Consider the following 12,910-nt stretch of genomic DNA (forward strand, 5'->3'; position numbering starts at 1 on the left):
ACATAGGAGTTGTCCTACACATCCCGCCCCGCGCCCCGCACTAGGCAATCGCCATGCAAGCTTCGCCTTAAGGCCGATTCATCCACCCGATGAAGCCTGCATGCAAACTCTGGATGTAAAGCCGGTCCGGGGTTTCCAGCACGGCCGTGGTTTCCGGGTAGGCGCCCGACGGGTCCTGCAGGTCGGCCACCACCTTGCCGTCTTCGCTGAAGGCAAATACGTGGCCGTAGGCTTTCGGCACCGGCCACAGTGCGCGCGGCAGGCGCAGGGTCAGCTTGCGCATGAAGGGCTTTTCCGCCAGCTTGTCGATGGTGGGATTGCGCGGCTTGACCAGGCCGACCCAGATCTTGCCATCGCGGCCGCGCATCAGGTTATCGGGATAGCCCGGCAGGTTGTCGAACAGGATTTCGCGCTTACCGCTGCGGGCATCGATCTTCCAGATGCGGTAGCGGCCAGTCTCGTTGACGAACAGCGTCTGGCCGTCGGACGATAGGGCGATGCCGTTGGCGAAAGACAGGCCGCTGGCCAGCACGCGCGTCTTGCCGCTGGCCGGGTCATAGGCCAGCACACGGCCAGTGGCCGACTGTTCCAGGATATCGAGCACGCTGGCTTCGAACGTGCCGCCCCATTGCGCGGGTGCGAAGCGGGTCGAGGCGTCGGTGAAGTAGATCGTGCCGTCCTGCGCTACCACCACACCGTCCGCGTACAGGATTGGATCGCCCTGCCCCACCTGTGCAGCGAGTACAGTGGTCTTGCCGTCCGGCGCGATGGCCAGCAGGCCTTTCATCGCATCGGCGGCGATCAGGCGTCCGCTGGCGTCGAAATCGAAGCCCAGTACACGGCCGCCGGTGCTGGCAAAGACTTCACGCTGGCTGCCATCTGGCGCCATGCGCAGGATCTTGCCACCGGTGACGGCGGCATACAGCTTGCCATCCGGGCCCATGGCCAGGTGCTCGGGACCATGCTCGGCGCCGATGTCGATCTTCTGCAAGCCGGCCAGCCGGGTGTTGGGCTGGTGGGGACCGACGTAGCCTGGTGCGGCTTGCGGCGTCCAAGCTACCGGTTCGGCCGGTACCGGCCATAAGAGCAGGTAGCCGACGACGGCGGCCAGGGTCAGGCCGAAACCTGCCGTCACTTTATATCCAATGGAACTGTCCAATCACACCTCCCGCAATGAAGACAGCCGCCATTTTTATTCAAAAGCCAACTTTAGTCGAGAACCTTTGTGATACGCAGGGCCATATAGGGGCGCGCGGGCAGCGCGATGCTGCGGCCATCCTTGTCGGCGAAGCTGTAGTTGTCGCGCTTGCGGATTTCGAAAACGCCATCGACCGGGGTGATGGTCATGTTCCAGGTGTCGATCGCTTCGGCCTTGAATTTCATGCCGTCGGCCAGGCCTGGCTTGGCGAGGACGAAAGGCCAGCTGGCGGGCGCCTGGCGGCCAAAGTAGCCGAGGTAGTAATGGCCCGGCTTGCCGGCGAAGGGATGCTCTTGCCATTTGTCGATCGGTTCCAATCCTTCTTGTGGGCTGGCTTGCAGGATCTTGCGGAAGAAGGCCAGGCGTGGCGGGCTGTCGCCGCGCAGGGTGCCGCCCTTGCCCAGCCAGGACATATCGCCGGGGTCCTTGAAGATTTCGCTGTGGCCGACATAGGTTCCGGCGATGGCGCCCATCCAGAAGCGCAGCACCATCTCCTGCCCTGACAGCTGGCCCCAGCGGCGCTCTATATTGCCTTCGTATTTCACTTCATCGTAGACCACGGGCTTCATATAGACGTCGCGGAACAGGACGGCGCGCTCGAAGTCTTCGGTGATGGCGCCGCTTTGTACGCTGACGTGGGTGACCCAGGGCTTGGTGTGGTTGTACAGCACCATGGCGTTGTGGATGGAGCGCAGGTGCTGGTAGGGGTCGCGCGCTTGCACAATCTCGAAGTAGCGGTCCCATTCGGGCATCTGCTTTTTCGTGAGGTAGTCGAATTCGTTGGCCATCGACCACCAGACGTTGCGGTAGGCGGCCAGGCGGGCGACCACGTAGCGCAGGTAGCGTTCGTTCACCATGGGCGGCATCTGGTCGAAGCCCCAGTAGCCTTTGTCGTAAGGGTGGAACAGGATCAGGTCAGCCTCGATGCCGAGCGCGCGCAGGTCTGCCACGCGCTGTTCGAGGTGGCGGAAGAATTCCGGGTTAAATCGGGTGAAGTCCCAGCCCTTGGGGGGCGTGCCCGCGAACGGGAAGCGCGGTGGCTGGTGCTTGACGTCCTGGTTGGGGAATACCAGCATGCGCAGCTTGTTGAATGGGCCGGCGGTCAGCGTGGCGAGTGTTTGGCGTTCGGTGGCTTCGGGCTGGTGGGTCCAGCCGTAGCTGGTGGTGCCGACTTGCCAGAACGGCGTGCCGTCGGCGTAGGCGAAGTGGTGGATGCCCTTTACTTGCACGGGGCCGTGGTTGCCTTCCCGCGCTGCCGTGACGGTGAACTTGCCGCGCTTGCCGTTCAACGCGGCGCGGTTGCTGCGGGTTTCGTATTCCCATTCGCCGATGGCGTCGGGCATGAAGCGTAACTTGTACTGGCCTTCGCCGTCGTAGAAGCCGTCCACCACAACCGCCCGCGCGCCCTGGCGGAAGGTGGCTGACAGCTCCACCTCCATGAAGGGATTGCCCCCGCGCGGCCCGGCCAGCGCCACCTCCATCGTACCCCAGCGCTCGACCACGCTGCCGCCCAGCGTCGCCGCCCCCGCCGCGCCCGCCGCCTGTTCCCCCGCCTGCGCCTGTGTCGGCGCGCCCGCCCGCGTCAGTGCTGGCAGTTGCGTCCATGGTGCCGCCTGGCCCGCTGAGGGCACCGTCGCTGCAGCCGCCGGCGTTTGGCCGTGTGCATCGGCCGCGAGGGCCAGCGTGGCTAACTGCGCTGCGAACAGTGCGGCCAGCGCGCGCATCATGCGTTGAGCTCCGTGTTGATCGTCTTCCCGGCGATGCGCACGTTAGTCAGCTTGAGGCGCTTCACGTTATAGACAAACCACGGCTCCTCCGCATTGCGCGGCGTGCCGAAATCCGCGTCCGTGATGGAGATATCGGACAAAGGCAGCACCGGCGTGCCGGCAACACCGTTGAAAGCCGCCGCCACCGGCCCCAAGACCACCATGATCTGGTTGCACGAAAACGCGCCATCCGGCCCATTGACATTACTGGCCCGCACACGCGAAATGTGCACATTCGACACCTCCGGCGGCCGCGTACGCACGCTATCATCCGACGGCGCATAGTCGCAGTCGATGGTCAGCACCGCACCGCCACCTGTCGATGGCGCCTTGGCCCCCGCCGGCATGGTGCCTGGCAGCGGCTTATAAGGCCGCGGCGTGGTCTGCACGCCATTCGGCAGCGTGATATCGCGCACATAAAGATGCCGCAAATAGCCGCCACGATTCATATTGCTCTTCAAGCGAATCGCCGTCCATAGCGGATCGCTGGCCCAGTGCGCATTACGGAACTCGATATTCTGCGCGTAGACATGTTCGATACCACCCGACATCTCGCTACCCAGCGTAATGCCGCCATGACCGCTGTTCATGACGCAGTTCTGGATCAGCATATCGCGGGTCGGACCGTATTGCGTGTCGCGGTTCTTGCCGGACTTGATGGCGATGCAGTCATCGCCGGTATTGAACTCGCAGCCATTCACCAGCACCATGTCGCAGGATTCCGGATCAACGCCATCCGAGTTCGGTCCAATGCTATCCATGCGCACTTTGTTGATATGCACATTGCGCGAATTGACCGGATGGTGGATCCACATCGGCGTGTTGATGACCAGGTAGCCCTGCATCAGCACATCGGTGCAGTCGACGAATTCCACCATGCATGGCCGCAGCGTGTGGCCCAGGCCGAAGATACGCTTCTCCGGCGGGATGCCCGCTTCGGACAGCGCTGGCAAGTAACGCTCGTCGCTGCGCCAGCGTTCGCCCTCACCCTGGATGCGTGCGCGCGTGGCGGCGTCCAGCTGCGGCGCCACTTCCGCCAGCGAAGCTGGATTGGCAGGGTTGGGCACGCCCTGGTGCACGGCGCCGGGCAAGGCGGCTTTCGGATTCATGCCCCACCAGCAGCTGCCGCCGCCGTCTTCAAACGGCACGCCGGCCTGGCCGTTCAGGATACTGGTCCAGTCCTCGCCGGTGATGGCGATGTTCTTCTGGCCGCGCGCATAGACCAGGGGGCTGAAGTTCAGGCAGTCGTTGCCCTGCCAGCGCGACAGCACCAGTTTGCCGCTCTTGCCGCAATCGTAATCGCCGTCGCGGGCGTAGTCGTTCGGGTTGGCGCTGAACAGGACCTGCGCGCCAGCCTGCAAATGCACATGGACGTTGGACAGCAGCGTGATCGGGCCTTTCAGGTACCAGTTACCGGCCGGGATGACGACGCGGCCGCCGCCGGCCTTGTGGGCGGCCTCGATCGCGGCGCGCAAGGCGGGATGGCTGTCGTGCGAGCCGGGGGCCTGCGTTTCCAGTTCACCTTTCTTGCGGATGGTCGGGTAGCCTTGCACTTTCACCAGCTTGCATGGCTTGGCGCCAAATGCGGTGATCGGGAAGTCGCGCTTCGGGAAGGCGAGCGGCGTAGCGAAGCGGCGCTGGATTTCCTGCGCGCGCGCCCAAGGGTCGGCTACGCCGGCGGCGGCCGCGAACGCGGGAGCGCCAGCGGCGGCCAATGCGCCCATGGAGGCGGCGCCTTTCAACAGCGTACGGCGGCGTGGGGAGTGCTTGAATTCTTTATTCATGGCTGCGGATTCCATCCTTTTCCATTGTCATACTGCGAGAATACTTTGGCGCGGCTATCGTAGCGCGCTGCTTCGGCGGCGGGAAGCACACGGCCGCCGCGCCGTGCGGACAGCTCAATGGGTTCGCCGGACAGGCCGGTGCTGCCCGCCTCCTCCCAGCCCTTGCCGCCGCGCGGCTGCTCGCTCCAGCCTTTGGGGTTGATGTGCGGGCCGATGCGGCAATTGATGTAGCGGACATTGTCCCAGGCCGTCACCACGCCGGGGCGCGCCAGGTAAGTCGCGCCGGCTGGGACGTCGTTGCCGGCCGGGCCGGGTCCGTGGGTCAGATGGCTGTTCAGGAACACAAAGCCGGGGTCGTCCTCCGCCACGGTGCGGGCCTGAACCAGGTAGCCGCCGCTGGCTGGATTGGCGCTGTCGCCGACGGAGCGGATTTCGGATTCCTCGAACAGGGCGGCGCGGTTGTAGCCCCAGATGAAGTCGACATTGCCTGCTACCAGGCTGCGATAGAACCAGGCGTAGCCTTTGACCTGGATGGTGTCCTGCTCGCTGAAGAAGTCGACCTGGCTGGCGATCAGGCGTCCTTCGCTGTTGAAGTACAGCGCTTCGGCCTGGGCGCCGATGGTCTTGCTGCGCATGGTGGTGTTGACGAGGGTCAGCGTGTCGAGGCGCAGCAGGTCGGCGTCTTCCACCAGGAACACGGAGCGGCCACCGCCGGCGCCGGGAGCCAGCGGGCTTTGTCCGGCGCCGCTGCCGGGGTTCACGCCGTCGCTGTTTTCGGCAGCGATGACGGCGCCACTGCGTGATTCTCCGCGCAGGGTCAAGTTATCTTTGCCGCGCAGGTAAAGCAGGCCTTCGTGGCGGCCGTTGGCCAGCGTGACCGTGACCGGCTGCGCGCGCGGAATCCGCTGCATCACGTGGTTCAGGGCGCCTTGCACGGTGCGGAAGTCGGCCTTGCCGGCCGGGGCGACGCGCAGCGATGTGGCTTGCGGAGCGCGGTCGCGCGTGCGGAAGGTCCAGCCGGCACGCTTGCCGATGCCGTCGAACTGTTGGCCTGCCAGCTTGGCGCCGCTGAAGATGTTACCGTCGAGCAGGATGTAGTAATCCGTGCCGTAGGCTAGTTTGCCGTCATGCGGGCGGATGGTGACGGTGGCGCCGTCGGCGGTGATGGCCTGGTAGCGCACCACCCGCTTGATGCCGTCTGGCGTGGCGCCGATTTCGTCGAGCTCCATGCCGGGGCGGATGATGTCGACGGTCTTGCCGTCGGCGGCGCGCACGATGCGGATGGAACCGTTGGCGCTGATGGTGGGCGCGCTGTCGAAGTGGACTTGCAGACGGGTGTCTGGCGGGACGTCGCGTTCGCGCGGGCCCGGCTGCAAAGCGGCATGCGCCGGCGGGTCGCGGCGAGCGGAGGCAGTGGTGGCGGCGGATGCGGGGCCGGCGCGGGTTGTCGCCTGCACAGCGCTGGCAGCGGGGGGGGCTGCCGGGTCCATGGTGCGCGCCAGCGGGTCGCTGAGTGTGGAGGCGGCGGGCGCGGGGGCGGCGGGGGCTGCGGGCTGCGCGGTGGGGCGTGGCAGCGGGTAGCGGCGCGTGGAGGTGGCGAATGCTGGGCCGACGCGGACGGCCAGCGTGACGGCGATATTAGGGTCGTCGGCGGCGGTGAGGGTGACTGCGGATGTGCCCTCGGCGCGCGGCGCCAGCACAAGCGCGTGGCCCTCCACGCTGACGGCGGCCACGCCAGGGTCGCTGGCGGCTGCGCTGAAACGCAGGGTGCTCAGGCCGACGCGGGACATGGCGCGCACTTCATAGCGCTGCGCGGCCTCGCCGGCTTGAAGGGTGAGCTGGCGGTGACGGTGCACCAGGCCGATGCTGGTTGGCGGTTGCGTGATGTCGCCGGCGCGCAGGCCGTCGATTTCAAACGTGCCGCCTTGCGCGAGGACGCCGATGCGCGGCGGGAGCGGATTGGGTTCGTTGACGCCGATCAGGCGGGCGCCATTCAGGTAAGCGGTCAACGCTGCGCCGTCCACGTCGAGGCGGATGGTGTAGAAGGCGTTGCCCTGGGATGGTTCGGTGCGGACTTGTTTCAGGAATTTGGGTTGGCCGTCGACCATGCGCACGATGTTGACCGCGACCCGGCCACCGCCTGAAACGACGTCCAGACCGAAGCCGAGCCAGTTGCGGTCATCGGCGTAGCGCACGATGGCATAGCCCTGCCCCACCGCGCCAGGCATGGGGCGAAAGCGCGCTTCGACAAAATAGGCGCCTGCTGTGGCGGTTGCGGCTTCCGCCGCCGATACCAGCGCCACGCTGCCGCTGGGGGCGCCGGTCGCCGGAATGGCGCCGCCGGGGACGTCCTCGCCGTGGGCCGTCTGGCGCGGCTCGCCGGCGACAGCTTGCGCTGCCGGCGGCGTGACGATCCAGGGCTGTCCACGACACCAGGCCGCGCCGCCGGCGCAGGCACCCGCTTGCGCCGCTGCCGGCAACAGCAGGACGCAAGCCAGCAGCAGCCGATGCAGCAACATCTTAGAACTTATACTCCACCTGGAAGCGATACACACGGCCCATCATATCTGCCAGCGAAGTCAGGTAGCCACCACTGTAGATCGTGTTGGCGGTCAGTGGTGGCCATTCCTCGGTCAGGTTGTTCACGCCGAAACTGATGGTCGCACCCTTGATGCCGGTGTAGCGCACGTTCAGGTTGTACTGCTTGTAGGCTTCCACCTCGGTCAGGGTGGAACCGGCACGCGGGGTCAGGTCCTTGAAGCCGGTGTTATAGCGCTGCGACAGCGTGGCAGCCCAGACGCCGTTGGTGTAGGTGACCGCGGCAGTGTGCTTCCAGCGCGGGTTCACCTGCGGCATGCCGGCCAGGCCGGAGTTCGGACCTGCACCGCCGTAGCGGCCATCGTTGGTGATGATGCCGACGTTCTTCAGCCATGCGCCATCCTTCTCGGACTGGAACTCGTACTTGTCCATGTAGGTGCCGTCCAGCTTCGCGTCGAAGGTGCCGATAGCGGTCTTCGGGAAGCGGTAGCTGGCCGACAGGTCCAGGCCGCGGATACGGGTCTGCCCGCGGTTCGCCTGGCTGGCCACGATGTGGTCGATGGTGCCGTCCGCCTTGCGCACGAAGTTCACTTCGTACTTGGCCGGATTCTGCTGGATTTCCGCAATGGTCACGGCGCCCAGCACGTCACGCAGTTTCAGGCCCCAATAATCGACCGTGAACGACAGGTCCTTGAGCGGTTCCAGCGCGAAGCCGAAGGAGAAGCCGCGCGACTTTTCCGGCTTCAGGAAGTCGTTGTTCGGCGACTTGGTCCAGTAGGCGGTGGTCACGTTGCAGACCTGGTCGTATGCAAAGCCGGTCTTTGGCGTGCCGGTTGCCGGCACCAGCGGCTGCGAGCTTGGGCACAGTACCGGGTCGTCCATCAGCTGGGTACGCACTTCCGGGGTCGAGTTCTGGATGTCCATGATCGACGGCGCGCGGAAGCCGGTGTTCACGTTGCCGCGCACCACCAGCTGAGGCATCGGCTGCCAGCGGGCGGCCAGCTTAGGATTGATGGTGGTTTCCTTCAGGTCGCCATAGCGGTCGGCACGTACCGCACCGTTCAACAGGAAGGTGTCGGTGATCGGCGCTTCCGCTTCCATCAGCAGCGATGCGATGGTGCGGTGGATCTTCTTCGCTACGCCCTGCGGGGTTTCGCCCACCAGGTCGGTCTGCACCACGTTGCCGGAGGCATCGATGTTGTAGCTGCCGTCAGCTTTCTTCAGCACGTAGTCCAGCGGCGCGTTGAAAGTCTGGGCGCCATCGCGGCGCAGTTCAGCTGCGAACGCCAGGGTGAGCGGGCCGCCCGGCAGTTCCCACAGGCCTTTCGACACGGTCACGTCCACGCTCTGGTTGAAGGCCTTGTTCAGGCGGTAAGTGTAGTCCTCGGCCTGGATGCTCTTCAGATATTCGACGCCGGCCGCGTCCTGCAGGCCGAACGGGTTCAGGATGCCCTTGTCGAAGCCTTCCTGCACCTTGGTGTACAACACGTAGCCTTCGCCGGCGCGGGTATCGCGCTTGGATTCGCCGTAGTTCAAGCCGGCACGGTAATCCCAGCCCATTACCTCGCCTTCTGCGGTCAGCACGATGCGGTCGTTGGTCTGTTCGTCGTTACGGTAAGCCGGGCCAAGTTCGGCAGGCCCCCACTGGAAGTAGACGGTCCGGTTGTTCATATTCAGGTCGCTGACCGTGCCCGGGGTCTTGGTCGGGTCGATGTACATGGTCGGCGTGTTGCTGCCGGTATTGCTGCCCACTACCTTGACGGCCGGGGTGATGCCCTTGCCTGGATAGTATTTGGAAGTCGATGCCAGCGAATAAGTGGTGAACGGGTTGGCGGTACCAGGCACCTGCATGCCGCGCGGCTTGACCACGGTGAAGTTGCTATGCAGGACGTCCAGGTCCAGCTTATGGCCGCCGGACAGGTTCATGCTGGCGCGGCCGCTGACGGTGGTGATCTCGCTGCCATCGGAAACCTGGGTCCAGAACAGAGGGTTGCGCGCGCAGCCAGGGGCATAGACCGGGGTGGCGGCGGTACTGTTGTTGCCCAGGGTCGGCATCGAGTACGGCGCCGCGCAGCCCGTGGCAAAGGCCGGGTTGTAGTTCGAGTTGGCGTTGCGGGCGAAGCCGAAATTGGCGATCGGGTTCGGGTTGCGCGCATCAGGCGTGATGCCCAGGCCCAGGGTGCGCAGGACGGCCGGATCGTGCTGCTCCGGACGGTCGCTCTGGTACAGCGCATTCTTCTTCTGGTGGTCGATGGCGATGTAGGCGTTCCATCCGTCTTCTTTCAGGTTGCCGGCGCCGAAGATGGCGCCAATGCTCTTGGAATCGCCGCCGCCGTCTTCGGTCGGCGCGTACTCCACTTTCACAGCCGCGCCCTGGTAGCCGCGCTTGGTCAGGAAGTTCTGCACGCCGCCGATCGCGTCGGCGCCGTAAGTGGAAGCGGCGCCGCCGTTCAGGGTTTCCACACGGTCCAGCGCCATGCGCGGGATCACGTTCACGGAGACATACTGGTCCTGCAGCGGCTCATTGGCCATGCGGCGGCCGTTCAGCAGGGTCAGGGTACGCATAGGACCGAGACCGCGCAGGTTGACCATTGGGCCGGCCGCGCCGGAGTTGGTGCCAAGGCCCAGCGATTGCGGCATCTCCAGCACCAGGTCTTTCAGTTCGGTGTGGCCGCGCGCTTCGAGTTCGGCGGCCTTCATGGTCACCAGCGGGGTGGCGCCTTCATTCGCCACACGGCGGATCAGGGAGCCGGTCACCACGACCGATGACATGGGCTCGGCGGCCGGTGCGGTTTGGGCGGCGGCCTGGTTTGCCATTTGCAGCACAGCCAGTGCCACGGAAGTAGCCAGCACGGCGCGCTTGGTTTGGGGGCCTGCGACGTAATTCATGAGTCTCCTCCATATGTGCGATCAAATTGGTTTGATCGATTTTCGATTTTGGTATAACCACAGACTAAAGTGGTTAGGCCAATTTCACAAGCGAAAAATGGACTTTGCGGCAAAAAAGCTACTTCTGGCCAGTCCAGATTGTTGTTTTGGCCTGACCACTTTAGAATTGCACACATGGAGACAAGGCTATATAAACAGGTGGCGGAGAAGATCCAGGCGATGATCGCCGCCGACGGCTATGTTAGCGGCGACCGCCTGCCGTCGGAACGCGAACTTTCAACTAGGCTGGAAGTGAGCCGGGCTTCCCTGCGCGAGGGATTGATTGCACTGGAACTGACCGGAGTGGTGGAGGTGCGCAGCAATTCGGGCGTCTATATCAGCGAGCGTCCCGCCGCATCGCATGCCCTGCCCGAAGCTGGGCCCGGCCCGTTCGAAGTGCTGTCGGCGCGCCGCGTAATCGAATGCGAGATCGCGGCCATTGCGGCGCAGGTGGCGACCGACCGCGCGATCGACGCTATCCTGGTCGCGGTGGAGGCCATGGAACGCGACCATGACGACGTAGCCACCAACGAGCAGGCCGACCGCAACTTCCACATGGCCATCGCCAATGCCACCGGCAACAGCGCACTGGTGGGAGTGATGAATTTTCTTTGGGACCAGCGCGGACATCTCTGGCACCGTCTGAAGGAGCATTTCCAGACCGAGGAGCTGCGCAAGGAAACCCTCAGCGACCACCGTGCCATATTGCAGGCGATTGCCAGCCACGATGCGCCAGCGGCGCGCAAGGCCATGCGCACGCACCTGGGGCGCGTGACACGAACTTTCTCGTCATAGGAGACACTGTTTGAATAAGCCACTTCTGCGCCGCCGCAGCCTGCTGCAAGCCGGCGCCGCCGCCCTTCTCGCCCCGCAATGGCTCGCAGCCGCCGCGCATGCCGCGGCCGGCAGCAGCCGCACCGCATCCGCCAGCCAGGCCGCAGCTGCCCGGCGCGCTGCCTGGCGCCGCGCCGACGCCATCGTCGCCAAACTGCGCGCCCCGGTCAGCTTCCCCAAACGCGACTTCCTGGTGACGGATTTCGGTGCGCAGCCCTGCGGGACTAAGCAAGTCAAAGCCTGGGTCACCCACGACGACCAGGAGCTGGTCCCAACCCAAGCCGACAACGCACACGACTGCTATGGCGCCTTCCGCGCCGCGATCGAAGCCTGCGCCGCAGCGGGCGGCGGCCGCGTGGTGATCCCGAAAGGCCACTGGTACTGCGCCGGACCGATTGTGCTGCGCTCCAACGTCCACGTGCACCTGAAAGCCGGCGCCCACATCCTGTTCTCGCAATACCCCGACGACTACGCCCGCCGCGGCGACTTCGATTGCGGCGCCAAGGGCAAGCTCACGCTCTCGCGCTGGCAAAGCAACGACTGCCTGAACTACTCGCCGATGGTCTACGCCCTCAACGCCCGCAATATTGCGCTGACCGGCGAAGACTGGAGCAGCAAACTCGATGGCCAGGGCGGCGTCGCCTTCAACGAAGCCGGCGACTGCTGGTGGTCGTGGAAAGGCCGCAACCGCACCATGAACGCCGTGTCGCAAACCACCGCACCCGGCTACAAGGAAGGCCAGCCGACGCAGGTCGTGCCGAACCCGCTGAACAAACCGCTCAGCGAAATGGCGCCCGGCCTCAGCGCTGCCCAGCGCAAACTGATCGAAGGCGAAGGCGATAAGTGGCGCGCCGACGAACGCTACTTGCCGGCCCTGTCCGAGGCCGGCGTGCCGGTGGAGCAGCGCGTCTTCGGCAAGGGCCACTACCTGCGTCCGCCGATGATCCATTTCATCAACTGCAGCAATGTGCTGCTGCAGGGCTACCACGTGCAGAACACCCCATTCTGGCAGCACCACCCGGTCAACTGCCGCAACCTGGTGATCCGCAAGGTACACGCCGAGAGCCGGGGCCCGAACAGCGACGGCTTTGACCCGGAAGCCTGCGACCACGTGCTGGTGGAGGACTGCGTGTTCGACTCCGGCGACGACTGCATCGCCATCAAGGCCGGCAAGAACCGCGACATCCAGTACGGCCCGACGCGCAATATCGTGATCCAGGGCTGCACCATGCACAGCGGCCATGGCGCCGTCACGCTTGGCTCCGAAATGGCGGGCGGCATTGAACACGTCTATGCGCGCAACCTGGTGTTCGAGAACGCGCACTGGGCCACCGATCCGCTGAATATCGCGATCCGCCTGAAAACCAATATGAACCGTGGCGGCTTCCTGCGCCACTTCTACGTGAAGGACGTGAAAGTGCCGAACGGCGTCCAGCTCACGCCTTCGCACTATGCCCTGCTGCCCGGCTCCCCTATCGAGACCAAGGGCCTGGCCACGGCAGCCGGTGCGGTCATATCGTTCGATTGCGATTACGCGCCCACTGCCGACAGCGTGCGTACCCGGCCGCCGGAAGTTTCCGATGTCCACATCGAGAATGTCACGGTGGGCAATGTGAACAAGGACGGCGACGTCGGCTCCTGCTACCAGGCCATCGCCATCCTCGGCCCGGTGGCGAGCGACTACAACGGCCCGCAGCCTGCGCCGCCGATCCTGCCGGTGCGCCGGGTAACCGTCAGTAACTGCGATTTCGGCACCCCGCTCAATGCTGTCCAGCCCATCTGGCTGCATAGTGTGGCGGATTTGACACTTCAAAATGTAATAGTTGCTGGCCGGCGGTTGGATGCGATAATGAAGTCCTAAC

General features: G+C 64.9%; 7 protein-coding genes. 2 read left to right on the forward strand and 5 right to left on the reverse strand.

Annotated elements, in window-relative coordinates; translation table 11 throughout:
- Positions 1-67: 67 nt before the first annotated feature.
- From AAHE99_RS11295 to AAHE99_RS11315, 5 genes are read right to left on the reverse strand one after another with little or no spacing between them, the layout of a single operon-like run.
- Positions 68-1,159 (reverse strand): SMP-30/gluconolactonase/LRE family protein, encoded by a 1,092-nt coding sequence (locus AAHE99_RS11295; protein WP_342117295.1) that lies wholly within the window; start codon positions 1,157-1,159, stop codon positions 68-70.
- 50 nt (positions 1,160-1,209) lie between these two features.
- Complete coding sequence (locus AAHE99_RS11300) at positions 1,210-2,925, reverse strand: DUF5060 domain-containing protein (RefSeq protein WP_342117296.1); 1,716 nt, start codon at positions 2,923-2,925, stop codon at positions 1,210-1,212.
- Complete coding sequence (locus tag AAHE99_RS11305) at positions 2,922-4,748, reverse strand: glycoside hydrolase family 28 protein (protein WP_342117297.1); 1,827 nt, start codon at positions 4,746-4,748, stop codon at positions 2,922-2,924. The genes AAHE99_RS11300 and AAHE99_RS11305 overlap by 4 nt, the downstream gene beginning before the upstream one ends.
- Positions 4,745-7,267 carry a pectinesterase family protein gene (locus AAHE99_RS11310; RefSeq protein ID WP_342117298.1) on the reverse strand — a complete coding sequence of 841 codons (2,523 nt, stop codon included), beginning with the start codon at positions 7,265-7,267 and terminating at the stop codon, positions 4,745-4,747. Before AAHE99_RS11310 ends, AAHE99_RS11305 begins: the two co-directional genes overlap by 4 nt.
- Position 7,268: 1 nt before the next feature.
- Complete coding sequence (locus AAHE99_RS11315) at positions 7,269-10,175, reverse strand: TonB-dependent receptor domain-containing protein (RefSeq protein WP_342117299.1); 2,907 nt, start codon at positions 10,173-10,175, stop codon at positions 7,269-7,271.
- A gap of 174 nt (positions 10,176-10,349) precedes the next feature.
- Here AAHE99_RS11315 and AAHE99_RS11320 point away from each other — a divergent pair, with 174 nt between their 5' ends.
- Both AAHE99_RS11320 and AAHE99_RS11325 read left to right on the forward strand, forming a co-directional pair.
- Entirely contained in the window at positions 10,350-11,009 is a 660-nt protein-coding gene (locus tag AAHE99_RS11320; protein WP_342117300.1) for a FadR/GntR family transcriptional regulator, read from the forward strand.
- 10 nt (positions 11,010-11,019) lie between these two features.
- Entirely contained in the window at positions 11,020-12,909 is a 1,890-nt protein-coding gene (locus tag AAHE99_RS11325) for a glycoside hydrolase family 28 protein (protein WP_342117301.1), read from the forward strand.
- The last annotated feature ends 1 nt before the right edge of the window (position 12,910 follow it).

The organism is Pseudoduganella sp. OTU4001, assembly GCF_038440195.1.
Lineage (GTDB): Bacteria > Pseudomonadota > Gammaproteobacteria > Burkholderiales > Burkholderiaceae_D > Rugamonas.